This window comes from Caulobacter sp. FV1ye13L, assembly GCF_058681155.1.
The window spans coordinates 3815845-3840280 of record NZ_CM178732.1 but is presented as its reverse complement, the minus strand read 5'-3'; the positions used below and the strand labels follow the sequence as shown (position 1 = coordinate 3840280).

The window sequence follows — 24436 nt, the reverse complement described above, 5'->3', positions numbered from 1 at the left end:
TGAGGGGGCTCGCTGGACGTCGGCCGCGCTGCCCCCTCCGGCCCTTTGGGCCACCTCCCCCAGAGGGGGAGGATCATAGATCAGCGACTCATGAGACCGTCACAGTGCGGCGGCATGGTCCCGCCCGAACCGATCTTGGGAACCCTATGAAACCGCCGATCAAACGCCTGTCCGACCTCAAGCCCGCCACCCAGGCCGAGGTCTATGCGCGCGCTACGCCCAAGGCCTCGCGCCGCAAGACCGCCAAGGTCCTGACGCCTGCGGAGAAGGCGGCGTTTCTGGCGTCGCGGCCGGATCTGGCTCCGAAATCCTGAGCCCGCCTGTTTTCTAGGTTGGTGAGGCTTCGCTGGAGGTCCCCGCCATCCGCGTCCGCAACCCCACCTTCTCCGACGTCTTGTTGAACTTCTCCGCCACCGCCCGGTCCAGGTCGATGCCCAGCTGCATGGCGATCAGGTCGGCGCAGATGATGACGTCGGCCAGTTCTTCGGCCAGGTCGGCGACGCTGGCCCGCGACCCGGCAATGCCCATCCGCTCGCGTTCCAGCTTCTTGATCAGGTTGCAGGCCTCGCCCACCTCGCCGGCCAGTTCGTTGCCGCGATAGGACAGGGTGATCTGGCCGTCGGTGTCCCACTCGGCCTGCCGGGCCAGGTTGGCGGCGCGCAGGGTGGGGTAGGGAGCGTCGCTCATCGTCAGGCCTCGTCGAGAATGCGGCGGACGGCGGCGCGCAGCACCTCTGAGGCCTTCTCGATGCTCAGGCCCTGCTCGCGGCGCAGCCGGGACCAGGCCTCGAAGCTGAGCAGCAGGTCCAGGGTCTCGACCTTCAGCGGGTCATCGGCCAGCGGCGGGCGCAGCTCGCGCACCAGGATCTGGCGCAGGACGATCACCAGCTTGCCGCTGTCCTGGCTGAGAAAGCGCGAGCGGTGGCGGTAGGCTTCCGAGGCGTGCTTGAACGGCGCGATCCGCTCGAAGGCGAAGGCGCGACGGTCAACCAGTTCGAGGATGCGGTCCTTCCAGTCGGTCGAGCGGAACGGGGTGTGGACCACGGCGCGCAGTTCGTCCTCGATGGCGACGGACATCTCGCTGTACAGGCTGTCCATGTCCTTGAAGTGCCGGAACACGGTGCGCAGACCCACATCGGCGCGGGCCGCCACCTGCTCGGCGCTGGGCGACATGTCGCCGGTGCGGATGATCTCCAGCATGGCGTCCACGATGCTGGCGCGGTTGGTCTGGCCGCGACGGCGACGGCCATCGGTCTGCTGCGCCGGCTTCTCGGTCGCCTTGCTTGCTTCTTGCGTCACGCAACCCCGCCAGACAAATCAGCTCCGGATTTCCTTAAGGCGCGGCGCTGTCTGGCGCCAGTCTTCACGCAAACAGCGGCGCGCAGCCGGTGGCCTCCATCAGGTCGTCGATCAGGGCCTGGTCCGGCGCGTCCAGCGCCTCGTGGGTCTCGCGCAGCCAGCCCAGGCACTTGGCCTGGTAGGGGAAGGGCGGCTGGGTCCAGGGCAGGCCGTCGACCGTGGTCTCCACCGTGGCCGCGCCGGTCATCACCGCCCTGGCATTGGCCAGCATGACGGGCGGATAGACCCGGCCGATCTGGGCGAGCACGGCCAGCAGGGTCGGGGGCGGGGTGTCCAGGCTGATCCAGTCGTCGTCGCCCGGCTCCAGGCCCGACAGGTCCTCCATCTGGCTGACCCAGGCAAAGACCCGGGGCGCGATCTCCAGAGTCAGGGCCATGGGCGTGGGGTCGAACTGCGCCAGCTGGGTCAATTGTCCGTACACAGCGAAGTCGCCGGCGGCGGGGCGCGCGCCCAGCAGGAACGGCTGGACGGTCAGGTGGGCCTCGAAGGCCTCCAGAAAGCGGCGATAGCTGGACTCAATGACCGGCGCGGTCGTCGCGTTAGACCCGACCACATAGAGGCGATCGATCTGCCGGCGGCTGAACCGGGTCGCGAGCTCGGCCAGGTCCGCATCAGAGATGACGCTTCCCCGCCAGCAGGGAATGATGGTGGCGGCGCGGGCAATATCGTCCGGATAGCTCCAGCGATAGTGGAACATCGCCTTGGTCAGCCATTCATCGGCATAGTCCTCGATCAACTGGTCGAGGAACGCCAGGGCGGGCTGGGTCGGGATCACGGATCGGCCGCTATAGTCGACCTCCAGCCGGCGGATGATCGGAGAAGAATCGACCACGGCCTCGAGCGCGCCATCCGGGCCCGGCAGATAGAAGGTGGGCAGCAGCTGCACCTTGGGGCGAGGCAGGCCCTCCAGGGCCTGTCCCGAACTGGGCAGGTAGCGATAGGCCAGCCGGCGATAACGCAGGAGGGCCAGCATCTTGCGGGTATAGGGCGAGCCCGGGGAGCCGCTGAGAGCGATGGGATCGGTCATGGGGGCCTCGGCTAGCGGAACATCTTGAGACGGTCGCTGACCACGATCTCTTTCGAGCCGGCCGGCAGGCTGACGAAGTCGCCATCGCGGCCGACCTTGATCCTGCCCGGGAAGATCTTGCGCGAGTCGCCCAGGAACGGACCTTCCAGCGCGCCGATCGGCAGGGCCGGGGTGATGTGGGTGAACAGCAGCATGCCCACCTTGTCGCGCTGGGCCAGGCCCGCGACCTGCTCGGGTGAGGCGTGATAGCCGGGGATGTCGCTGAAGATCTTGGCCAGCCGCTCTCGGCCCGCCGCCTTGGCCGCCCGCTGTTGGCTGGCGACCAGATTGGGGGCCAGGGCTTCGTGCACCAGCAGGTCGGCGCCCATGGCGGCGGCTTCGACGCGGGGTGAGAGGGCTGTGTCGCCACTGATCACCACTGTGCGGCCCTTGTAGGTGAAGGCGTAGCCGACGGCGGGGCTGACAGGGTCATGCTTGACGGGGAAGGCGGTGACCTTGAGGTCGGGTTCGTCGATCAGCACCACGTCGGGCTGGTCGGCGGCGGCGGTGAAGGTCAGGGCCTGGCCGCCGAAACCCGAGGGCGGCACCACAGCCGCGCCGTGGTGCCCGGTGCGGTAGCCCTGGTCGAGCCGGTAGGCCGACATGAAGCCTCCGACCACGGGCTCAACGCCCAGCGGACCGTGGACGGGCACGGGGCTGGCCGAGCCGCTGCCGGCCCAGCGCTGCAGCATCATCTCGCCCAGGCCGTCGATGTGGTCGGAATGGAAGTGGGTCAGGAACACCGCCTCGATCCGGGCAGGTGGCAGGTTCATCAGCGACAGGTTACGACTGGCGCCCGAGCCGGCGTCGATGACGAACAGGCGCTTGCCGGCCAGAACCGCCGTGCAGGGACCTGTGCGTTTGGGGTCGGGCAGGGGGCCGCCGGCGCCGCACAGGCCGACATGCAGGCCGTCGGCCAGGCCATCATCGGGCGCGCGGGCCATGGCCTTCACATAGAGCTTCTCGACCATGGTCTGCGCGATCTGGCCGCGCGCCATCCAGCCACCCAGTCCGGCCGCGACCACCAGTCCCAACACCGCAAGTCCGACGACTGTCCTGCTTCGCATGGTCGATCCTCCCGTTCGGACGGGCTTGACCCCGCCTCAATGTAGTGACACGCATATTGTCAATATATGTCGCACGATCGGGCGGCGAGTCAACTGGAGGAGTGGGAATGCAGGTTCTGAGGACGCCGGACGACCGGTTCGAGGCCCTGGCCGACTGGCCGTTCGCGCCGCACTATACGACGATCACCGACGCGGATGGCACGGCCCTGCGTCTGCACTATGTGGACGAAGGCCCGCGCGACGGGCCGGTTGTGCTGCTGATGCATGGCGAGCCGTCCTGGGCCTATCTGTACCGCAAGATGATCGCCGGCCTGACAGCGCGCGGCTATCGCGTGGTGGCCCCCGACCTGATCGGCTTTGGGCGTTCCGACAAGCCGTCGGCCCGCGCCGACTATACCTATGAGCGCCACGTGGCCTGGATGAGCGCCTGGCTCACGGGGATCGATCTGAAGGGCGTCACCCTGTTCTGCCAGGACTGGGGCGGCCTGATCGGCCTGCGCCTGGTGGCGGCGTTTCCGGAGCGCTTCGCCGCCGTGTGCGTGGGCAATACCGGCCTGCCGGTCGGCACGGGCATGAGCGAGGGCTTCAAGGCCTGGCTGGAGTTCAGCCAGAACACGCCGGTCATGCCGATTGGCCTGATCGTCAATATGGGCACGGGCCGTGAACTTTCCGCCGAGGAGATCGCCGCCTATGACGCGCCGTTCCCGGACGAGACTTTCAAGGAAGGCGCCCGCCAGTTTCCGACACTGGTGCCGGTGACGCCCGAGCATGGCTCCGTCGCCCAGAACAAGGCTGCGTGGGGCGCGCTCGAAGCCTTCAACAAGCCGTTCCTGACCGCCTTCAGCGATGGCGACGCCGTGACCAAGGGCGGAGAAGCCATCTTCCAGGCCAAGGTGCCCGGCGCGGCCGGCCAGCCTCATGTGATCGTCTCCGGAGGCCACTTCCTGCAGGAGGATTGCCCCGAAGCCCTCACCGAACTGCTCGACGGGCTGGTCCGTCGCGCCCAGGCCTGAGGACAACCTCCTGCAGGTCAGGAACGCCGGACTGGCCGGCCCGTTGAACAGTCGGACCAAGGACGGCCTCGCCCCTTAGGGGGCGGCCTCATCGGCCCTTTCAGGCAGACAAAAAAGCCCCGCCCTTCTTTGAAGGGCGGGGCTTTCTCTTTGACCCCGGCCGGGGGTCTAGTTGTTCCAGTAGATGAACTCGTCCGTCGGCTTGTCTTTAACGTCGAGCGGATGGTCGATGGTGATGGCGCCGCGCAGCAGCGATGGCCAGGTCGGCTTGATGTTGCCCTTGTCGCGGTTTGCCAGCAGGGCCTTCAGTTCCGCCACCTTGGCTGTATTGGCCAAGGCAAGGTTCTTTTGCTCGGTCGGATCGGCGGCCAGGTCGAACAACCAGAGCTTTTCGCCCTTGCCCTCGGGCAGGGTCAGCACCTGCAGCTTCCAGTCGCCCGCGCGCACCATGCGATAGTCGCCGGAGCGCCAGAACAGCGCCTCATGCGGCCGAGCAGGATTCTTCCCCGTCAGGTGGGGGATCAGGTTGACCCCGTCGATGGGACGATCCGTCGGCACAGCCGCGCCCGCCGCCCCTGCGGCGGTGGCGAACATGTCGATATGGCCAACCGGGCTGGCGAACTTGGCCCCCGCCGGCAGGGCCTTGGGCCAGCGCATATAGTAGGGCACCCGGATGCCACCCTCGAAGAAGGTGGCTTTCCAGCCGCGATAGGGGCTGTTGATCTGCGGCAGGCCCACATAGTGCGCGCCGCCATTGTCGCTGGTGAAGACCACCAGCGTGTTGTCATCCAGACCCTGGTCCTTCAGCGTCTGCAGCACCCGGCCGACATTGCGGTCCAGGTTGCGGATCATGGCGCCATAGACCCGCTGGCGGTGGTCCTTGATCTGGGGCAGGGCGTCGTAGTCTGCCTTGGGCGCCTGCAGCGGCGTGTGCGGCGCGTTGTAGGCCAGGTACATGAAGAACGGCTGGTTCCTGTTGGCCTTGATGCTCTTGATGGCCTCGTCCGACAGATAATCGGTCATGAAGCCCTTGGCCTTCATCATCGGCTGGCCGTTGTACTGCACGGTATAGGGCAGGTTGGCCCACAGGAACTTGTCGATCGGGTCGAAGCTCTGCTTGGAGTTCTCCACGCCCGGATCCGTCTCGGGCAGGAACATCGAGGCGCCCGCGATGAAGCCCAGGCTTTCGTCGAAGCCCTGGTCTTCGGGACGCGAACCCTTCGAACCGCCCAGATGCCACTTGCCCAGATGCACCGTGTGATAGCCCCGGGTCTTGAGCACTTCGGCGATGGTCGTTTCCGAGGCCGGCACCGCCAGTTCATCCATCGGCGGCATCTCGCCGGCCTGTTCGCGATTGAAGTGCGGCGGGTGCAGGGCGCCGGGCGTGCGGAAGCTGCCGACCAGGCGCGAGAAGCCGACCGGGGTCGGGGTGAACTCGAAGCCAAAGCGGGTGGGATAGCGGCCGGTCATCATCGCCGCGCGCGAGGGCGAGCAGGTGGCGTTGCCGGAATAGCCATTGGTCAGGTCCACGCCCTGCTGGGCGATGGAATCGATATTGGGCGTCTTGACCACACCGCCGACCCCGCCGCCGTTCAGGCTGACGTCATTGTAGCCCAGGTCGTCAGCCAGGATGAAGATGACGTTGGGAGGCCGCTGGTCGGCCGGTACGGCAGGCTGAGCAGGGCCTTCCTGCCAGGCGATGGGCTTGTTCTCGGTCCCCTTGGGGACCATCAGCCGCCCAATATGGTAGATCAAGAAGTCGCGGCCGAGCCACGCGCCGGTCAGCACGGCGGCCAGAACCGCCAGCACAATCCCTGTCCACTTCAGAATTCGCATCCCGGCTCCCCTTAGATCGCCTGACTTTTCGGTCGTCGTTGGCAGGGAGTGTATATTGACATTGCGCGTGCCGAAAGATGTGATCGCGTCGTCTTTCCAACCCTTGCCTGAGAGTGATTTGATGCGCTGGATACCGTTGGTGGTGCTGGGCCTTATGGGCCTGATCAATCTGGGGCGCGGCGCGATTCACGCCTTTTCAGTCGATGGCGGTGCGGCATCGATAGCCGGCCTGGACCTGTCGACCAGTCGCGAGACCATCCTGTCGCTGTTCGCCACCCTGGGCCTGGCCCAGATGGCCAAGGGTGTGTTCGAACTCTATGTCGTGGCGCGACGCCGCGATCTGCTGGCCCTGTTCCTGGCCATGCAAACCTTCGACACCCTTCTGGCGGTCGCCAACCTGTATCTGTGGCGGCCCTTGCCCGTGTCCGTGCCCGGCCAGCCGTTCAATCTGGTCTTGCTGGTGCTGCAGGTCCTGGCACTGCTGATCGCGATCAGGCGCGCGCCGTCAGGCCCTGCTGGTCCAGCCGCCACTTGAACTGATCGAAGCGGTCCTGTCCGAAAAAGGCCTCGCCGTTGAAGGCGATCATCGGGACGCCATAGTGGCCCGCTGCGCGCTGGGCGACCTGGCTTTCCTCGACGATGGCGGCCAGACGCTCGGCCTCCGTATCGACGGTTCGCATCAGGGCTGCGGCGTCCAGGCCGGCACGCTCGGCGGCGCGGGCGATATGGTCACCCTCGTGCCAGTTATCGACCTCGCCGCTCCAGATCACCCGGCTGACCTCGGTCAGGAAGGGCAGGCCGCGCCCCAACTGCGCCGCCACGACGCCCATGTGGGTCAGGCGATGAATGTGCGGCTGCTCCTCTGGATAGGTGCGGGTGGCGTAGTCCATCTTCACCGGGTCCGGGATCGGCCAGCGGAACGGCAGGCCCAGGAAGGCCGCCTCGCGGTGGATATCCTGCATGAAATAGCTGAACCACAGCGGATCGCGGGTCTCGAAGAATTCCGGCGTGCGGACAGCCAGCGGATAGACCGGACGGATGTTGCCGACCACGTCGAACTCGCGCTCCAGCGCGGTCAGGCGGTGGGTGATCATGTACGAATAGGGCGAGCGGAAGGACCAGTAGAGGTCATAGGCCAAGGTCATGGTCTCAACTCCCGCCATCTTGAAATAGTGGCACTGTTAGTGCGATTATATCGGCAAAAAGGGCGCGGTCCACCGTTCCTGCAGGGGAGGCGCAAGTGATTTACAAGCTCCATGGCACACCGGGGTCGCTCTATACCGCCAAGGCGCGGTCCTATCTGATCAAGCAGGGCCTTGATTTCGAGAACCATTCCGTCGGCGAGGCGAGGTTCCGGGCCGAGATCGTCCCCCAGATCGGCCGCTGGATCATGCCGGTCCTCGAGGGCTCTGACGGCTCCCTGATCCAGGACGGCTCGAACATCATCGAGACCCTTGAAGCGAAGGGCGAGGGGCGCTGGGAGACCTTTCCCGACACGCCACGCCACCGTGTGATCGGCCAGATCTTTGAACTGTTCGGCGGTGAGGGCCTGCTGCGGCCGGCCATGCACTACCGCTGGAACTTCGACGACATCAACCAGCCTTTCCTTCAGCGCGACTTCATTGCGACCCTGGCGCCTGGAGCGACCCACGAAGACGGTGAGGCAGTCTATGCCAATGCCAGTCGGCGCATGCGTGCGGCCATGGCGTCATTCGGCGTGGGGGAGGCCTCCATTCCGGCGGTCGAGGCGGCCTATGAGCAGTTTCTCGACCTGTTCGAGGCGCACCTGGAGCATTCGCCCTATCTCCTCGGCGGCAGGCCGACGATTGGCGACTATGGCCTGATTGGTCCGCTCTATGCGCATCTGGCGCGGGACACCTATCCTGCCGATTTGATGAAACGCCGCGCCTACCGGGTCTGGCGCTGGGTCGAGCGCATGAATGCGCCCGACCTCGACTCCGGCGACTACGGCAGCCCGCCGCCCCAGCTCTTTGCCGATGACGGCGTGCCGCAAAGCCTGATCGATCTCCTGCGGTTCGTCGCCGAGGACTATCTGCCCGATATCAGCGCCCAGGTCGGCTTCGCCCGTCAATGGCTGGAGGCGCGGCCGGATCTCGAGGCCGGGACCAATGGGCTCGCCCGTCCCGGCGACCGGGCCCTGGGGAAGGTTGGTTTTGAATGGCGCGGCACGCCTATTGAGGTGGCGGTCATGCCTTATCGATTGTTCCTGCTGCAAAAAGTCCAGGATGCGGCGAGCGGGCCCGGAGAGGCGGAGATTCAGGCCCTGCTGCAGGCCACAGGATTGTCGTCCCTGCTGACCCTGAAAGCCCAGCGCCGGGTGGAACGGCAGGGGCATGTGGAGGTCTGGGGCGAGCCCTTGGAAGGCCCCCGATAGCGACGCCTCTTGCCAGGCCAATAAAGTGGCAGTTATATTGCCACAATAATTCGGACAGGGCGGACCCATGCAAAAACTGACACGAGGCCTGGTTGGCGTTGCGGGCCTTTTGGCCTTGCTTATGGCTTTAGCCTTCTGGATCCGGCCGGCGGAGCTGGGCGCCAAGCTGGGTCTTGAACCGATCGGCGCCCTGGGTCTGGCGTCGATGCGCGCCGATCTGGGAGGCTTCTTCGGCGCCGCTGGTGTCTTTACCCTGCTGGCGGCGGTCCGCAATCGTGGCGACCTGCTGCTGGTGCCGATCACGCTGCTCGGCATCGCTCTCAGCGGGCGGCTGCTGTCTCTGGCCCTGACCGGCTTTTCGCCGCCCTTGCTCCAGCCGATCGTCGTGGAAGCGGTCCTGCTCGTGATCATGGTCCTGGGCTATCGCAGCCTGGCCCGGCCTCAGGCCTGAGCCTCGGAGACAGATCATGGATGACGACAACAAACCCAAGATCGACCGTCGCTCGCTGCTGCTCGGCGCTGGACTGGGCGTGGTTGGAACCGGCGCGGTCGTAGCGGGCGGGGCGGCTATCAAGTCGGCGACCAGCGGCATCCTCACGCCCAAGGCCGTCGGCAAGGGCAAGGCGGCGAAGATCGGCCTGTCGTTCAAGGACTCGCGGCCGGCCCACGCCGAAGAGGCCAAGGCCCCGGCCGGCGCGCCCAATGTGGTGGTGATCATCCTCGACGATGTCGGGTTCGCCGATCTGGGCTGCTATGGCGGCGAGTTGCAGACCCCGGCCCTGGACGCCCTGGCCGGCAAGGGGCTGCGCTATACCAACTTCCGGACCACCGCCATGTGCTCCTGCACGCGCGCGGCGCTGCTGACCGGGCTAAACCACCACTCGGCCGGCATGGGCTGGCTGGCCGATATCGACAGTGGCTATCCCGGCTATCGCGGCGACCTGACCCGCCAGAACGCCACCTTGGCCGAGGTGCTGGTCGAGGCTGGCTGGTCGACCTTCCTGCTGGGCAAGTGGCACGTCAACAACGCCGACCACTCCGGTCCGACCGGCCCGTTCCACAACTGGCCGACCCAGCGGGGCTTCGAGCGGGCCTACTGGTATCAGGGCCATTCCAGCGACCACTTCCATCCCGGCGCGCTCTATGAGGGCACGGCGCCGGTCGAGGCGGGCGGGGAGGGCTATTACCTCTCCGACGATCTGGCCCAGCGTGCGGTCACCTATCTGCGCACCCAGCAGCTGATGGCGCCGGACAAGCCGTTCTTCATGCAGTTGGCCTTCGGCGCGGCTCACTCGCCGCTGCAGGCCAAGGCCGCCGACCGCGATCTCTACAAGGGCAGGTTCGAGGCCGGCTGGGACGAGATTCGCAGGCAGCGCCTCGACCGCCAGAAGGCCCTGGGCCTGATGCCCGCCGAGACGCAGCTGCCGCCCCTCTCGCCGGGCGCCAAGCCGTGGGCCGAGCTGACCGCAGACCAGAAGCGGCTCTATGCCCGCTATATGGAGGTCTATGGCGGCATGGTCACCGGCGTCGACCGGGCCATCGGCACGGTCATGGCCGAGCTGGACGCCATGGGCGTTCGCGAAAACACCCTGGTGGTGGTGTTCTCCGACAACGGCGCCTCGGCCGAGGGCACCGAGACCGGCTCCCCCAACCTGTTTGGCCCGGCGTTCGGACGTCCGGCCTCGGAAGCCGAGGCCCTGGCCCTGTACGACACCATGGGCGAGGACGGCACCTTCCCGCACTATCCGATCGGCTGGACCAATGCCTCAGGCACGCCCTATCGGCTCTACAAGCAGAACACCGCCCTGGGCGGCGTCGCTGATCCGCTGATCGTCTCCTGGCCCAAGGGCGTGGACGAGAAGGGCGGGGTGCGAAAGCAGTTCGTGCACGTGGTCGATCTGTATCCGACCCTGCTGGAGGCCTGCGGCGTCAAGCAGCCCGAGCTCTATCGCGGCGAACCGCAAAAGCCGCTGGAAGGGGCCAGTGTCGCCCCCACCTTCGCCTCGCCCAAGGCGGCGACGCGAACCGACCAGTATTACGAGCTGGGCGGCTATCGCGCTTTCCAGGAAGGCGACTGGCGGCTGGTCGCCCAGCACCAGCGCGGACAGCCGTTCGAGGACGACCACTGGGGGCTCTACAACACCGCGTTGGATCCCAACGAGCTGCGCGACGTCTCGGCCAATCATGCTGACGTCGTCGCGCGTCTGAAGGACAAGTGGAACAAGGCCGCCGCCGACCACGACGTGCTGCCACTGGACGATCGGCCGCTGCTGCTGAAGCTGGTCCAGACGCGCGCCGCCAAGCTGCGCAAGCGTTGGGATATCCGGCCGCCGATCGATCCGATCCCGACGGATGTCTCGCCCATCGTCTGCGGACTGTCCCATTCCATCGAGCTGGACCTGTCACGCCCCAATGGCGACGAGGACGGCGTGCTGATCGCCCATGGCTCGATGCCCGCCGGCTATGTGCTGTATATCGACAAGGGCCGGTTGATCTATGAGACCAGCCTTGTGCCCTGGAGCGAGATCATCGCCTCGCCGACGCGCCTGCCGCGCGGCAACGTCAAGGTGAAGTACCAGCAGACCATGACCTCACGCCCATTCGAGGGGCGCGGCGCGCTGTTTGTGAATGGTCGCAAGGTGGCTGAACGCAAGTTCGACCGGGTGCTGTTCGCGCCAGGCTATGACGGCTTCTGCGTTGGGGCTGACTACGGCAATCGGGTCTCGCGCGCCTATGAAGGGCCAAACCCCTTCAAGGGCCAGATCCAGCGCGTGCTGATCGACGTGGACACCGCCGCCATGAAGCCGCTGGAGATCATGCGGTTCATGAAGGCGATGAGCATCAGGGTCTGATCCAGGCTTAGAACCGCGAGGGATAGACCTGCTGGGTCTTGCTCTCGTTGTAGGACGAGCCGGGGCAGTCGACCGCATAGCTGCTGGCGTTCTCGCGCAGGTAGGGGCCCTTGCGGCTTAGGCCATTCAGAGCGGCGCAGGACACGGCGGTCTTGTAGTTGACCGAGCCGTCCTCGCTGAGTTCGGCCATGAACTGGTCGAAGGCCAGGTCCATAAGGCCGCGCGTGGCGGCCAGACGACGGGCGCGACCGGCGAAGGCGGTGGTCACCTCGCCATCGGCCGAAACCGGGCGGGCGATCGGGGTCGGACCGGCGGCCGCACCGGCGGCGGTGATCACGCCGCCCGCCAGCATGGCTTCCAGGTCGGTGAAGCGGCCGCTGGCGCTGCCCACCGCAGCGGCCGTGGCGAAGGCGGCGGCGAAGCCTGCCGGAGCGTGGCCGGGGCCGCCGATCCGCGAGGCTTCCGCCGCGCCGACAAGGCCGGCATAGGGCGCGTCGGCGATCGATACGACCAGGTTCTGGTTCACATAGTAGCCAAGGGCCACGCCCCTGAGCGCGCCGCCGACCGGGGCCAGCACGGCGTCCTTCGAGGCCAGCAGCGGACCGCCCAAGGCGGCGCGGGTCATTTCGGGCGTGAAGCCTGTCCAGGCGGCCCGATAGCTGGTCTCGACGGTGGATTCCTTGACCAGTTCACCCGTGCGCCAGCGCACCAGGCGGAAGGTCACGCGGGCCGAGGCCAGCTTGTCGGCTCCCAGCCAGATGCTGGGGCCGCGCAGCTCGGCGAACCGCACATACAGCATGTATTCGCTGTCCAGCCGGCTGCGGGCCAGCATGTCGGCGCGATCCAGATGGAGGGAAAGGTTGTCGACCACCTGCACGCGGGTGGGGCGGGTGGTGATGATCGCGCCGCCGTCGAACCAGCGAAACTCCGGCGCGCCCTCGACCGCCTGCAGCGAGACATTGCGGAAGAAAGGCTTGTGCTGGGCGGCCTTGGCGATGGCGACCGGCGGCATGGCCGGCTGGCGCAGGGCCGCGACGTCGTCGGCGCTGGCGCAGGCGCTGAGCAGGACGGCGGCGCCGGTCATCGCGAGCAGCGCCTTCAAGGGCTTGGACGTCGTAACCATCGGAGCTCTCCAGAATCGCGATGGAGAATGCCTCGACAACCTTAATGGGCCATTGCTCCGCTTTGTGCCGTCCGCATCAAAAAAGAGCCCCCGCCGGGCAGGTCCGGCGGAGGCTTCAGGAGGGCTGAGGAAAGGCAAGGGTCAGGCGGCGGGGCGGGAGCCTGTCGCGCAATGGCGCGCGATGAAGTCGGCATGGCTGGGCAGCCCCTCGATCGCGCGGCCCATGATCTGGCGGATATTGGCCATGTACTCGTCCAGCTGGGCGTCGGTGACGACCCGGGTCAGCGGATGGGTCGCGGCAGGGACCACGCCCTGGCCGATCAGCACCTGGATCCAGCTGGCCTCCTTGAAGAGGTCGTCGTCCTGACTGAACAGCCGTCCCGACTGGGCGAACAGCGCCATGCGGGCCTTGAGGCTGTCGGGGATGTCCATGGCCTTGCAGGCCCGCCAGAACGGCGTGTCCTCGCGGCTGGTGGCCTTGTAGTGCAGGATCAGGAAGTCGCGGATGTACTCGTATTCCAGCGCGGTCTGCCGGTTGTATTCGTCGATCTCGACGGCGTTGAAGTCACCATTCGGGAACAGGGCGATCAGGCGGCCAAGGGCCGACTGCACCAGATGGATGCTGGTCGACTCCAGGGGCTCCATGAAGCCGCTGGCCAGGCCCATGGCCACGACGTTCTTGTTCCAGAACCGCTTGCGCTTGCCGGTCGTGAATTTCAGCTGGCGCGGCTCGGCCAGGGGCGCGCCGTCGAGGTTGCGCATCAGCACCTCGGTCGCTTCGGCGGCGCTGATGTAATCGCTGCAAAACACGTGGCCGTTGCCAGTGCGGTGCTGCAACGGAATGCGCCACTGCCAGCCGGCGTCGCGCGCGGTGGACCGGGTGAAGGGTGTCAGGGGCGTCGCCGATGCGCAGGGCACGGCGATGGCGCTGTCCATCGGCAGCCAGCCGCGCCAGTCGTCATAGCCGGTGTGCAGCGTCTCCTCGATCAGCAGACCGCGAAAGCCCGAGCAGTCGATGAAGAACTCGCCCCCGACCGTGCGGCCGTCCTGCAGGGTCAGGCCGGTGACGAAGCCGGTCTGCGGATGTTGGTCGACGCCGACGATGCGGCCCTCGACGCGGCGCACGCCTTGCGCTTCGCTGTAGCGGCGCAGGTACTGGGCGTAGAGCGCCGCGTCGAAGTGATAGGCGTGGACCAAGCCCTCCAGATAGCCCCCGCCCGCCGTCTGCAGCCGATCGAACTTGCCGGCGCGCGCGGCCAGGGCGTTCAGCGAATAGTCCCAGAGACTCTCGTCGCGACCCGCCAGGCGACGGCGCATCCAGTAGTGATGGAAGGACGCCATGCCCAGCGGCCGACCGACCGGTCCGAAGGCGTGCAGATAGGATTGGCCGACCGTGTGCCAGTCGACGAATTCGATACCCAGTTTGATCGTGCCGTTGGTGGCCGCGAGGAAGTCGTTCTCATCTAGGCCCAGAAAGCTGTTCAGCAGCTTGATCGCCGGGATGGTGGCTTCGCCGACACCGACCGTGCCGATTTCGTCGGACTCGACCACGGTGATCGCCACCGTCGGTCCCAGGGCGCGCGAAAGCATGGCGGCGCTCATCCAGCCGGCGGTTCCGCCGCCGACAATGGTCAGGGACTTCAGCCCGCCGTCCGTCATCACTGTTCCGCCCGGTTCGCCCCTGATGGGGGCTCTCATAAAAAAGCCCCCGCCAGATCGCTCTGGCGGGGGCTGTAGTTGGGGATAGTGGACCGCCTAGTAGCGGTAGGAAACGCCGATCATGTAGGTCGAGCCATACTCTTGATAGTCGATGGTCTGGCGCGGATCGTTGTTGTCGTAGGTCTTGAAGGGCTCGTTGGTGATGTTGTTGGCCTGCAGCAGCAGGGCCATGCCGTTCAGCGGGCCGTCGCGGAACTCGTAGCCGATCTGGGCGTCCAGCACCGATTCCGCTTCCACCGTGCGGAAGATCCGCGCGGCGCTCAGGCCGGCGACTTCACCCAGGAACTTGCCGCGATAGCGGTTGCTGACCCGGGCGTTGAAGCCGTTGTTTTCATAGTAGAACGTCGTGTTGACGACCTTCTTGGACAGGCCAGGGATGGTGATCGGATCCTGGTTCTTCTCAAGCGAGACTTCGCTGTCGGTGAACGAGCCGCTGACGATCAGACCGAAGTTTTTCAGCGGCTGCCACAGCATATCGCCCTGGACCGAGGCCGACAGTTCGATGCCGCGGATGTAACCACCCTCGCCGTTGTCCGGACCGGAAACCAGGCCCTGGGTCGTGCCCAGCGCAGCCTTCTGAGCCGGGCTCAGCAGGAACAGGTAGTCCGAGAAGTCCTTCAGGCTCGACGAGCTGGAGTTGACGAAGTTCGACAGCTCCTTGTGGTAGACCGCCGCCGAGATGTAGCCCGAGCGACCGAAGTACTTTTCGACCGACACATCGACGCCGTCGGCGATATAGGGCCGCAGCTTCGGGTTGCCGCCGTTGGCGCTGAAGTACGAGGTGTTCGGATCGGTCGAGGTCAGGCGCACGATGTTCTGGTTGAACGACTGGCTGGCGCGCAGTTCGTCCATCCGGGCGCGTGCCAGGGTGCGGGCCGCACCGACGCGGACATAGAGCTCGTTACCCATGTCGAAGGTCAGGTTAAGGCTGGGCAGGGCGTAGGTGTAGGTGTCGCCGTCGTCGGTCACGGTCGGGTTGGCCGTATCGTTCGGATTGACGGCCACGCCCTTCGAGAACTGATCGGTGCGAACCACCTGCAGGCCGACATTACCGCGAACCGGGATCTCGCCGGCCTGGGTGTCGATGCCGAACTTGGCGTAGGCCACCTGGACGTCTTCGCGAACCGACCAGTTGCGGGTCTGCACGGCCGGGTTCTGGTCGGCGATCAGGGTGTAGACGCCGTTCTTCAGCAGATAGGTCGGATCATAGGCGAGCATGCCCGAGATGCCGATCATGTCCAGCTTGGCGACGCCGACGATCGCGGCGGCCGGAATGGCGCGGCTGAGCGGAGCGCCCTGGGCGATGCGGCCGCCGAAGGTCAGGAAGCTTTCATGGACTTCCTTTTCCTTCTCGCGACGGCTGGCGTTGAAGCCAACCTCGACATTGGCGATCGGGCCCCAGGCCAGGTCATGCTTGGCCGAGAAGCGCGCGGCCGACAGTTCGTCGGTGATGGACGGGGTGTTGTAGAAGCCCGCCTGGGTCAGCGCGCCGCCGGCGGCGCCGCCGCCCCAACCTTGCGGGTCGGTCAGCACGAACAGGTTGGCGTTGGTGTAGTCCAGCGTGGAGCGGAACACCGTGCCGCCGCCCGGGGTGGTCGTGAAGCCCAGGGTGTCGGTAGCGCCGACGCCGTTGGGACCCGTGCCCGAATAGGATTCGAAGATCACGTCGGTGCGGTCGGCCGAGGAGTAGCTCAGGTCGGCGACCAGGCCCCAGCCGTTGTCGGTCTGGTAGTTGACGTTCCAGCCGGCTGACTTGAGGGTCGTGTCCCGGGTGTTGAGGTCGTTGCGCATCACGCCCTTGACGCCCGCGAAGGTGCCCTGGGTGATCAGGCCGGCTTCGGTGGTGCGGGTGGGCTGCAGCGAAGCGGCCGACCATTGCAGGGGCAGTTCGATGCCGCGCAGGATCTGCTTTTCGGCAAATTCCGAATAGTACAGGTCCAGCGACGTGCTCAGCTTGTCGTTGGGCTTGTATTCCAGAACGCCGATGACGCCGGTGCGCTTGAGGTTGTTGGACTGGTTGTAGGGCTTGGCCCCGCCGATCACGCGATCATTGGCCGCATTGATGGTCGGGTAGCCCCAGGCGTTGAAGCGACGGCTCTGGGTCGGGGTCGAGATGTCAGAAACGGCCAGGGCGACGCCGACGGTGTCATTGGCGAACTGGTTGACATAGGTGGCGCTGAAGCGGTGGCCGGTGTCCTTGGCGTCCGGGTTCAGCTTGTCTTCGCTGTTCATCTCGTAGCGTGCGTTCGCCGAGAGGATGCGCTTGCCGTACTTCAGGGGGCGGATGGTCTGCAGGTCGGCGGTGCCCGACAGGCCCTGACCGATCAGCGACGCGTCCGGCGTCTTGTAGACCAGGACGCCCGAGAGGATTTCCGACGGATACTGGTCGAACTCGACGCCGCGGTTGTCGCCGGTCGAGACCTGCTCGCGGCCGTTCAGCAGCGTGGACGTGAAGTCGGGGCCAAGGCCGCGGATCGAGATGACCTGGGCGCGGCCGTCGAGGCGCTGCGCGGTCAGGCCGGGCAGGCGGGCCAGGGATTCGGCGATGGAGTTGTCCGGCAGCTTGCCGATGTCTTCCGCCGAGATGGCTTCGACGATCGAGGTCGAGGTCTTCTTGAGCGCGATGGCGTTTTCAATACTGGCGCGAATGCCGGTGACCACGATCTCCTCGACGGCCGTATCCTCGGCGGTCTTGGTGGTGGTTTCCTGGGCCTGCGCCATACCGGCCGAGGCGAACAAGAGCGCCAAGCTGGTCGCTGCGCCGCCCATCAGACGCGCGCGGTTGTGCTGAGTTCTTGAGTTCATAGTCTCACCCTCCCTGTATCGGCTCTGCGCGTTTCTGACGCTGCGGTCGGAGCCGTTGTCGCAAATTACTGCAAATTAACGCGGTGTAATCAACCCAAAAAAACGCAAACCTTGTCGGGGCGCAAGCCGGGCGGGGCTGTTTCTGGCCCTGAGTGATGTAAATTTGCCTCTTATCCCGAGGGGGAGGACCCTTTATCCGCAAGGCAATGACGTTGTTGCGATTGACAGTCAGGCAAGGCGGCTGCAAATTTATGCAAATTATTGCAGTGGTCAGGGCCAATAACGGCTCGGCCGCGCGGTTTAGGGGGAAACGATGTCGGCCTGGGGTTCCTGGCGGCAACGGCTGGCGGCCATGGCGGCCGGCATGGCGATGACGGGCGCCGCCGGCGTGGCCGGCGCCGCGCCCGAGCCTGCCGTCTATCTGCAGCGCAAGGCCTCCGATGAGGTGATCTATTTTGTCCTGCCCGACCGGTTCGCCAATGGCGATGCGGTCAATGATCGCGGCGGTCTGACCGGCGGTCCGCTGGTTACCGGCTTTGATCCGGCCCGGGCGGACTTCTATCATGGCGGCGACCTGCAGGGCCTGACCCAGCGCCTCGACTACATCCAGGGCCTGGGCGCGACGGCCGTGTGGCTGGCGCCGATCTTCCGCAACAAGCCGGTGCAGGGACCGCCAGGCCGCGAATCGGCGGCTCACCACGGTTACTGGATTACCGACTTCACCGACGTGGACCCGCATTTTGGCACGCGGGCGCAGTTCAAGGCCTTTGTCGACGCCGCCCATGCGCGCGGGATGAAGGTCTATATGGACATCATCGCCAACCACACCGCCGACGTGATCCAGTACCGCGAGTGCCCGGCCAATGACTGCGGCTATCGCGGCAAGGCCGACTATCCCTACGCCCGGCGCGGCGGGGTGGCGGGCGCAGCCATCAATGAGGGCTTCGACGGTCGCGATTTTACCAGGCTGACCCGGCCCGACTATGCCTACAGCCCCTATGTCCCGGCCGGCGAGGCGACCGTCAAGACGCCCGCCTGGCTGAACGACCTGGCCTATTATCATAATCGCGGCGACAGCACCTTTGCCGGCGAGAGCTCGCTGGACGGCGACTTCGCCGGGCTGGATGACCTGTTCACCGAGAACCCGCGCGTTGTGCAGGGTTTCATCGACATCTATGGCCAGTGGATCGACGACTTCGGCATCGACGGCTACCGGATCGACACCGCGCGCCATGTGGCTCCCGCGTTCTGGCGGGCCTTCATCCCGGCCGTGCGGGCTCGGGCCAGGGCCAGGGGCATCGAGAACTTTTATATCTTCGGAGAGGTGTTTGACAGCGATGTCGCCACCCTGGCCCGCCACACCCGGGTCGACGGTTTCCCGGCGGTGCTGGATTTTGCCTTCCAGTCCACGGTCACCGAGATCGTCGCGCGCAAGGCCGGCACGGATCGGCTGGCCCGGGTGTTCGCCAGCGACGCGGTCTATGAGGGCGGCGAGGCGACCGCGCTGCAACTGCCCACCTTCCTGGGCAATCACGACATGGGCCGCTTTGGCCACTTCGTGCTGCAGGCCAATCCGGGAATTTCCGACGTCGAACTGCTGGACCGCGTGACCCTGGGCCACGCCCTGATGATGTTCTCGCGCGGTGTGCCGACCCTCTACTATGGCGATGAGCAGGGCTTCACGGGCGACGGCGGCTATGCGGACTCCCGCGAGGACATGTTCGCCAGCCAGGTGGCCAGCTACAACGACAACCGGCGGGTCGGGAACACGGCCAAGGCGGCGGCAGACAGCTACCGCACAGACGGGCCGCTCTATCGCCGCATCGCCGACATGGCCAGGATTCGCAGCGGTCATGCCGTCCTGCGCTCGGGTCGTCAGGTGTTGCGCGCCCAGAGCGACAAACCCGGTATCCTGGCCTTCTCGCGGCTTGGCGAGCAGGGCGAATACCTTGTTGTCTACAATACAGGCTCCACGCCGATCGCCGCCCAGGTCGAGGTCGAAGCGACCTCGCGTGTCTGGCGGTCCGTGCGAGGCGGCTGCGCCGGGGCCGCTAGCGCGCCCGGCAGCTATCGGGTCGAGGTCGGCCCGCTAGACTACATGATCTGCGTTTCCGAGGGGCTACAGTGACGGTCAAGGTTCTTTCACGTCCGGCTGTGGAGCCCGCCATGGACGCCGAATGGTGGCGCGGCGCGGTGATCTATCAGGTCTATCCGCGCAGCTTCGCCGACTCGAACGGCGACGGCGTCGGCGACCTGCCGGGCATCACGGCGCGCCTGGAGCACATCGCCTCGCTGGGCGTCGACGCCATCTGGCTGTCGCCGTTCTTCAAGTCGCCGATGAAGGACTTCGGCTACGACGTTTCAGACTATCTGGACGTGGACCCGATCTTCGGAACCCTGGCCGATTTCGACCGACTGATCGAAAAGGCCCATGGCCTGGGCCTGAAGGTCATCATCGACCAGGTGTTCTCGCACACCTCCGATGAGCATGCCTGGTTCGAGGCCAGCCGCCAGGACCGCACCAATCCGTATGCTGACTGGTATGTCTGGGCCGACGCCAAGCCCGACGGCTCGCCGCCCAGCAACTGGCAGTCGGTGTTCGGCGGCCCGGCCTGGACGTGGGACGCCCGGCGCGGCCAGTACTACATGCACAACTTCCTGGCCTCGCAGCCGCAGCTGAACGTGCATGCGCCGGCGGTGCAGGACGCCCTGCTGGCCAGCGCCAAGTTCTGGATCGACCGTGGCGTTGAAGGCTTCCGCTTCGACGCCATCAATTTCTCGATGCACGATCCGGACCTGACCGACAATCCGCCCCTGCCGCCCGGCGGCAAGCGCACCCGGCCGTTCGACTTCCAGGACAAGATCCACAACCAGAGCCACGCCGACATCCCGGCGTTCCTCAGCCGCCTGCGGGCCCTGACCGACGCCCACGGCGGCCGATTCTCGGTGGCGGAGGTGGGCGGCGACTACGCCGATCGCGAGATGAAGCTGTTCACGGCCGGCGAGGATCGTCTCAACAGCGCCTATGGCTTCCTGTATCTCTATGCCGACCGCCTGACCGCCGAGATGGTGCGCGAAGGCGCGGCGATGTGGATGGGCGGGGACGGCGAGGGCTGGCCCTCCTGGACCTTCTCCAATCACGACGCGCCCCGCGCGGTGTCGCGCTGGGCCGAGGGCCGCGATCGCAAGGCCTTCGCCGAAATGGCGCTGCTGCTGCTGGTGGCGCTGCGCGGCAATGTCTTTGTCTATCAGGGCGAGGAACTGGGCCTGCCCCAGGCCCACGTGCCGTTCGAGCGTCTGCAGGATCCCGAAGCCATCACCAACTGGCCCCAGACCCTGGGTCGCGACGGCGCCCGCACGCCGATGCCGTGGGTTTCGACCGCGCCCAATGCCGGGTTCTCGGCCGTCGAGCCATGGCTGCCCGTCGATCCGGTCCATCTGCCGCTGGCCGTCGACGCGCAGGAAGCCGATCCCGCCTCGACCCTGCATGTGGCCCGCCGGCTGATCGCGCTGCGTCGCGCCTATCGCGCGCTGCGGACGGGCGCGGTGAGTTTCGTCGAGACCAATACCCCCCTGCTGATCTTCGAGCGCGGGGAGGGGAGCGACGCCTTGCTCTGCGTGTTCAATCTGGGCCATGAGCCCGTCGCCTGGTCGCTGCCGGGTGGCTGGGCTGTGGTCGAGAGCGTCAACTTGACCGAGGACGGCGTTGTGCCGGCTTGCGGCGGGCTGATGGCGCGGCGGGTCTAGCTTGTCATCCCGGCCCAAGCGCAGCCAAGAGCCGGGACCGTCACAGGCGCATGCACGCACCGTGGTCCCGGGTTTCCGCTTCGCTTCACCCGGGATGACGCGGCTTAAGGGGTCACCCCCCGCAGCTTTCCCGGATGATCAGGTCGGTTGGCACACGCTCGGAACGGCTGGCCTTTTCGCCGCTGGCGTCCAGCAGCTTGGAGACCATCAGGCGGCCGGCCTTGGCCGTGTCCTGGGCGATGGTGCTCAGCGCGGGGCTGCTGTAGCGGGCGAAGGGCACGTTGTCGAAACCCACCACCGAGACATCGCCGGGCACCGACAGGCCGGCATGTTTCAGGGCGCGGATGGCGCCCAGGGCGATCAGGTCGGAGGCCGCGACCACGCCGTCAAACGCCACGCCGCGATGGATCAGGGAGTCGATGGCCGCCTCGGCGGACTCGACCTCGAAGTGGGCGGGTACGATCAGGTCGGGATCGATCTTCAGCTTCTGGTGCTCCAGCGCGTCCAGATAGCCGCGATGGCGCTGCATGGCTTCCGGGGCCTCGGTGTCGCCCAGGAAGACGATGCGCTTGCGGCCCAGCCGCGCCAGGTGGAGCGTCGCCCGGCGGCCGCCCATCGGGTTGTCGGAGCCGACCGAGCAATAGTTCTGGTCGGGCAGCTGCGCACCCCAGACCACGAAACGGCCCTCGGTCTCGGCCAGGCGGTTGAAGGCCGCGTGCAGCGAGCTCTGGCCCAGGAAGATCACGCCTTCGGCCCGGCTGGTGGTCATGGCCACCGACAGGTCCTCGAAATTGGCCGGCGCGATGTGGCTGAGCAGCACGTCGCAGCCGCGCTCGCTGGCCGCCTCGCCGACACCGGCCAGCAGCTCCAGGAAGAACGGGTCGGACATGCCGCTGTCGCGGCCCTGCGGACGCGGCACGACGATGGCGATCGTCGCTTCGGCGCCGATCGGGCCGGCGGGCATGTAGCGGCGGAACGGATAGTCCATCTCGCGCGCCAGCTTCCAGATCGCCTGCTTGGTGCGCTTGTTGACGGCGGGACTGTCGTTCAGCGCCCGCGAGGCGGTCGAGATCGAGACCCCGGCCATCTTGGCCAGGTCTTCCAGACGGGTGACGCCCTTGCTCATGCGGGGTTCTCGCCGACTGCAAAATTTGCCGCAAAAGTTTTCATAAGCCTGTTTAGGCGTCGGCAGGGAAGCTTGGCAAGTCCAGGCGCCGTCGACTTTCGTGGAGTTTCCGCATGCTGTTTCGCCTAGCCCTGGCGGCTTTCCTGCTGGTCGCCGCGCCATCCCTGGCGGCGACCTCGGCCCGGATCGCTTCGCCGGACAATGTGCTGTCGGTCGAGGTGACCACCGACGGCGACGGTCGGCCCAGCTATGCGGTTTCACGTCTGGGCAAGCCGGTGATCGCCCCGTCGCGCCTGGGCTTCATCCTGGTCGACGCCCCCAAGCTGGAACGCAATCTGGTGCTGGCCGGCGAGGCGACCAGAAGCTTTGACCAGACCTGGGAGCAGCCCTGGGGCGAGCGGCGGTTCGTGCGCAATCACTATAACGAGCTGCGTGTCACCCTGGCCGAGAAGAACGGCCTGCAGCGCCGCTTTGACGTCGTGTTCCGCGTCTATGACGACGGCGTAGGCTTCCGTTACGAGTTTCCGGACCAGACCAACCTCAAGACGGTGAAGATCGGCGAGGAACTGACCGAGTTCAGCCTGGCCGAACCGGCGACCGTCTGGTGGATCCCCGCCTTCGAATGGAACCGCGAGGAATATCTCTACAACCGCACCCGCGCCGAAGAGGTGGGTGACGCCCAGACTCCGATGACGGTGCGCACGGACAACGGCCTGCACATCGCCTTTCACGAGGCGGCGCTGGTCGACTATTCGGGCATGAACCTGACGCGGGTCGAGGGACGGCGCTTCAAGGCCAACCTGACGCCGGGCATCGGCGGCGCCAAGGTGGAGCGCATCGCGCCGTTCCCGACGCCCTGGCGGACGATGCAGATCGCCGACACGGCCGGCGGCCTGGTGACCTCCAACCTGATCCTGAACCTCAACGAGCCCAACAGGCTGGGCGATGTCTCGTGGATCAAGCCGATGAAATATGTCGGCGTCTGGTGGGAGATGCATCTTGACAAGAAGACCTGGGCGTCCGGCGCCAAGCACGGCGCGACCACGGAAAACGCCATCAAGCACGTCGATTTTGCGGCCAAACATGGCTTGGGCGGCGTGCTGGTCGAGGGCTGGAATGTGGGCTGGGACGGCGAGTGGTTCGGCAACGGCCAGGACTTCAGCTTTACGCAGGCCTATCCCGATTTCGACATCAAGCGCGTCACCGACCATGCCCACGAAAAGGGCGTGGTGCTGATCGGCCACCACGAGACCTCGGCCAATGCGGCGCACTATGAGAGCCAGATGGAGGCCGGGTTCGACCTCTACAAAAAACTGGGCGTCACGGCGGTGAAGACCGGCTACGTCGCCGATGCGGGTCAGGCCAAGGTGATGGGCCTGGACGGCAAGGTTCATTTCGCCTGGCACGAGGGCCAGGACATGGCGCGTCACCACCTGAAGGTCGTCACCGAGGCCGCCGAACGCCAGATCGCCATCAACGCCCACGAGCCGATCAAGGACACCGGCCTGCGCCGCACCTGGCCCAACTGGATCTCGCGCGAGGGCGCGCGGGGCATGGAGTTCAGCGCCTGGGGCCAGCCGGGCAATCCGCCCGAGCACGAGGCCAACCTGATCTTCACCCGTATGCTGGCCGGACCCATGGACTATACGCCTGGGATCTTCGGCATGAAGACCAAGGCCCCCGACGGCGTGGCCACCACCTGGGCCAAGCAACTGGCGCTGTATGTCACGATCTACAGCCCCATCCAGATGGCGGCCGACCTGCTGGAGAACTACGAGGCCAACCCGGGGCCGTTCAAGTTCATCGAGGATGTGCCCACCGACTGGTCCGAAACCCTGGTGCTGAACGGCGAGATCGGTGACTTCGTCACCATCGCCCGCAAGGACCGCAAGAGCGACGACTGGTATCTGGGCGCGATCAGCGACGAGGAGGGCAGGGTGCTGACCGCGTCGCTGGGCTTCCTGGAGCCTGGCCGCCGCTACAAGGCCCAGATCTATCGCGACGGCGAAAAGGCCGACTGGAAGACTGCGCCCCAGGATATGGTCATCGAGGAGCGCGAGGTCACCAGCACCGACGTCCTGACCCTGCGCCTCGCGCCCGGCGGTGGCCAGGCGATCCGGTTCATGGCGGCCAGCAAGGGCAAGCCGCGGCAATAGGAGTAGGGCGCGGCGCTGCCGGCTTTGAAACACCTCGTCACCCCGGGACTTGTTCCCGGGGCCCATGGTTCAGCTTCATCGTGAGAGCGTTTTCAGGCTCCGCCCATGCGGCTGACGACTGGGACCCGGGAACAATCCCGGGATGACGACCTTTCGAGAGCGCCTCGTTGAGG

At 66.3% G+C, this 24436-nt stretch carries 19 protein-coding genes; 9 read left to right on the top strand and 10 right to left on the bottom strand.

Annotated features, from left to right (window positions below; all coding sequences use genetic code 11):
- Window positions 1–146 precede the first annotated feature (146 nt).
- A complete protein-coding gene (locus ACW176_RS18595) occupies window positions 147–314 on the top strand; it encodes a hypothetical protein (RefSeq protein WP_419251786.1) in 168 nt (55 codons plus the stop codon).
- A 13-nt stretch (window positions 315–327) separates the two neighbouring features.
- Here the strand turns inward: ACW176_RS18595 and ACW176_RS18590 are convergent, their stop codons facing one another.
- The 4 genes from ACW176_RS18590 to ACW176_RS18575 all read right to left on the bottom strand — a co-directional run bounded on the left by ACW176_RS18590 (window position 328) and on the right by ACW176_RS18575 (window position 3491).
- Window positions 328–687, bottom strand: coding sequence for a MazG-like family protein (locus ACW176_RS18590; RefSeq protein WP_492110182.1), 360 nt, complete (start codon window positions 685–687; stop codon window positions 328–330).
- 2 nt (window positions 688–689) lie between these two features.
- The gene (locus ACW176_RS18585; protein ID WP_419251784.1) at window positions 690–1298 is read right to left on the bottom strand and encodes a TetR/AcrR family transcriptional regulator; all 609 of its coding nucleotides are present in this window, start codon (window positions 1296–1298) and stop codon (window positions 690–692) included.
- A 64-nt stretch (window positions 1299–1362) separates the two neighbouring features.
- The gene (locus ACW176_RS18580; protein WP_492110181.1) at window positions 1363–2385 is read right to left on the bottom strand and encodes a glutathione S-transferase N-terminal domain-containing protein; all 1023 of its coding nucleotides are present in this window, start codon (window positions 2383–2385) and stop codon (window positions 1363–1365) included.
- An 11-nt stretch (window positions 2386–2396) separates the two neighbouring features.
- Window positions 2397–3491 (bottom strand): MBL fold metallo-hydrolase, encoded by a 1095-nt coding sequence (locus ACW176_RS18575; RefSeq protein WP_492110180.1) that lies wholly within the window; start codon window positions 3489–3491, stop codon window positions 2397–2399.
- Window positions 3492–3598: 107 nt separating this feature from the next.
- Here ACW176_RS18575 and ACW176_RS18570 point away from each other — a divergent pair, with 107 nt between their 5' ends.
- Window positions 3599–4504 carry a haloalkane dehalogenase gene (locus ACW176_RS18570; RefSeq protein WP_492110179.1) on the top strand — a complete coding sequence of 302 codons (906 nt, stop codon included), beginning with the start codon at window positions 3599–3601 and terminating at the stop codon, window positions 4502–4504.
- A gap of 168 nt (window positions 4505–4672) precedes the next feature.
- Here ACW176_RS18570 and ACW176_RS18565 read toward each other — a convergent pair whose 3' ends face one another.
- Window positions 4673–6340 (bottom strand): sulfatase-like hydrolase/transferase, encoded by a 1668-nt coding sequence (locus ACW176_RS18565; RefSeq protein WP_492110178.1) that lies wholly within the window; start codon window positions 6338–6340, stop codon window positions 4673–4675.
- A 121-nt stretch (window positions 6341–6461) separates the two neighbouring features.
- Between ACW176_RS18565 and ACW176_RS18560 the strand changes: the two genes are divergently transcribed.
- Window positions 6462–6875: a hypothetical protein gene (locus tag ACW176_RS18560; protein ID WP_419321029.1), complete on the top strand. Its 414-nt coding sequence runs from the start codon at window positions 6462–6464 to the stop codon at window positions 6873–6875.
- Here the strand turns inward: ACW176_RS18560 and ACW176_RS18555 are convergent.
- Window positions 6832–7485 carry a 2-hydroxychromene-2-carboxylate isomerase gene (locus ACW176_RS18555; RefSeq protein WP_492110177.1) on the bottom strand — a complete coding sequence of 218 codons (654 nt, stop codon included), beginning with the start codon at window positions 7483–7485 and terminating at the stop codon, window positions 6832–6834. The two genes, ACW176_RS18560 and ACW176_RS18555, sit on opposite strands and share 44 nt — an antisense overlap.
- 95 nt (window positions 7486–7580) lie before the next feature.
- Between ACW176_RS18555 and ACW176_RS18550 the strand changes: the two genes are divergently transcribed.
- From ACW176_RS18550 to ACW176_RS18540, 3 genes are all read left to right on the top strand, one after another.
- Window positions 7581–8735, top strand: a complete 1155-nt coding sequence (locus ACW176_RS18550; RefSeq protein ID WP_492110176.1) for a glutathione S-transferase family protein — start codon at window positions 7581–7583, stop codon at window positions 8733–8735.
- A gap of 67 nt (window positions 8736–8802) precedes the next feature.
- On the top strand, window positions 8803–9186 hold the full coding sequence (locus ACW176_RS18545; RefSeq protein ID WP_492110175.1) for a DUF4345 family protein: 384 nt from the start codon (window positions 8803–8805) through the stop codon (window positions 9184–9186).
- 16 nt (window positions 9187–9202) lie between these two features.
- Window positions 9203–11587 (top strand): arylsulfatase, encoded by a 2385-nt coding sequence (locus tag ACW176_RS18540; RefSeq protein WP_492110174.1) that lies wholly within the window; start codon window positions 9203–9205, stop codon window positions 11585–11587.
- 7 nt (window positions 11588–11594) lie between these two features.
- Here the strand turns inward: ACW176_RS18540 and ACW176_RS18535 are convergent, their stop codons facing one another.
- The 3 genes from ACW176_RS18535 to ACW176_RS18525 form a co-directional block, all read right to left on the bottom strand.
- Complete coding sequence (locus ACW176_RS18535) at window positions 11595–12710, bottom strand: hypothetical protein (protein WP_492110173.1); 1116 nt, start codon at window positions 12708–12710, stop codon at window positions 11595–11597.
- 141 nt (window positions 12711–12851) lie between these two features.
- Window positions 12852–14369 carry a tryptophan halogenase family protein gene (locus ACW176_RS18530; RefSeq protein ID WP_492110172.1) on the bottom strand — a complete coding sequence of 506 codons (1518 nt, stop codon included), beginning with the start codon at window positions 14367–14369 and terminating at the stop codon, window positions 12852–12854.
- A 96-nt stretch (window positions 14370–14465) separates the two neighbouring features.
- Window positions 14466–17234, bottom strand: a complete 2769-nt coding sequence (locus ACW176_RS18525; RefSeq protein ID WP_492110171.1) for a TonB-dependent receptor — start codon at window positions 17232–17234, stop codon at window positions 14466–14468.
- A 313-nt stretch (window positions 17235–17547) separates the two neighbouring features.
- Here ACW176_RS18525 and ACW176_RS18520 point away from each other — a divergent pair, with 313 nt between their 5' ends.
- Window positions 17548–19362: an alpha-amylase family glycosyl hydrolase gene (locus ACW176_RS18520; protein WP_492110170.1), complete on the top strand. Its 1815-nt coding sequence runs from the start codon at window positions 17548–17550 to the stop codon at window positions 19360–19362.
- Complete coding sequence (locus ACW176_RS18515) at window positions 19338–20981, top strand: alpha-glucosidase (protein WP_492111970.1); 1644 nt, start codon at window positions 19338–19340, stop codon at window positions 20979–20981. The genes ACW176_RS18520 and ACW176_RS18515 overlap by 25 nt, the downstream gene beginning before the upstream one ends.
- A gap of 112 nt (window positions 20982–21093) precedes the next feature.
- Here ACW176_RS18515 and ACW176_RS18510 read toward each other — a convergent pair whose 3' ends face one another.
- A complete protein-coding gene (locus ACW176_RS18510) occupies window positions 21094–22107 on the bottom strand; it encodes a LacI family DNA-binding transcriptional regulator (protein WP_419321039.1) in 1014 nt (337 codons plus the stop codon).
- 113 nt (window positions 22108–22220) lie between these two features.
- Here ACW176_RS18510 and ACW176_RS18505 point away from each other — a divergent pair, with 113 nt between their 5' ends.
- On the top strand, window positions 22221–24263 hold the full coding sequence (locus ACW176_RS18505) for a glycoside hydrolase family 97 protein (protein ID WP_492110169.1): 2043 nt from the start codon (window positions 22221–22223) through the stop codon (window positions 24261–24263).
- Window positions 24264–24436 lie beyond the last annotated feature (173 nt).

Coding starts and splice junctions, on each gene's coding strand:
- ACW176_RS18595 (WP_419251786.1), top strand. CDS start 147: ATGAAACCGCCGATCAAACGCCTGTCCGACCTCAAGCCCGCCACCCAG.
- ACW176_RS18590 (WP_492110182.1), bottom strand. CDS start 687: ATGAGCGACGCTCCCTACCCCACCCTGCGCGCCGCCAACCTGGCCCGG.
- ACW176_RS18580 (WP_492110181.1), bottom strand. CDS start 2,385: ATGACCGATCCCATCGCTCTCAGCGGCTCCCCGGGCTCGCCCTATACC.
- ACW176_RS18575 (WP_492110180.1), bottom strand. CDS start 3,491: ATGCGAAGCAGGACAGTCGTCGGACTTGCGGTGTTGGGACTGGTGGTC.
- ACW176_RS18570 (WP_492110179.1), top strand. CDS start 3,599: ATGCAGGTTCTGAGGACGCCGGACGACCGGTTCGAGGCCCTGGCCGAC.
- ACW176_RS18565 (WP_492110178.1), bottom strand. CDS start 6,340: ATGCGAATTCTGAAGTGGACAGGGATTGTGCTGGCGGTTCTGGCCGCC.
- ACW176_RS18560 (WP_419321029.1), top strand. CDS start 6,462: ATGCGCTGGATACCGTTGGTGGTGCTGGGCCTTATGGGCCTGATCAAT.
- ACW176_RS18555 (WP_492110177.1), bottom strand. CDS start 7,485: ATGACCTTGGCCTATGACCTCTACTGGTCCTTCCGCTCGCCCTATTCG.
- ACW176_RS18545 (WP_492110175.1), top strand. CDS start 8,803: ATGCAAAAACTGACACGAGGCCTGGTTGGCGTTGCGGGCCTTTTGGCC.
- ACW176_RS18540 (WP_492110174.1), top strand. CDS start 9,203: ATGGATGACGACAACAAACCCAAGATCGACCGTCGCTCGCTGCTGCTC.
- ACW176_RS18535 (WP_492110173.1), bottom strand. CDS start 12,710: ATGGTTACGACGTCCAAGCCCTTGAAGGCGCTGCTCGCGATGACCGGC.
- ACW176_RS18530 (WP_492110172.1), bottom strand. CDS start 14,369: ATGACGGACGGCGGGCTGAAGTCCCTGACCATTGTCGGCGGCGGAACC.
- ACW176_RS18525 (WP_492110171.1), bottom strand. CDS start 17,234: ATGAACTCAAGAACTCAGCACAACCGCGCGCGTCTGATGGGCGGCGCA.
- ACW176_RS18520 (WP_492110170.1), top strand. CDS start 17,548: ATGTCGGCCTGGGGTTCCTGGCGGCAACGGCTGGCGGCCATGGCGGCC.
- ACW176_RS18510 (WP_419321039.1), bottom strand. CDS start 22,107: ATGAGCAAGGGCGTCACCCGTCTGGAAGACCTGGCCAAGATGGCCGGG.
- ACW176_RS18505 (WP_492110169.1), top strand. CDS start 22,221: ATGCTGTTTCGCCTAGCCCTGGCGGCTTTCCTGCTGGTCGCCGCGCCA.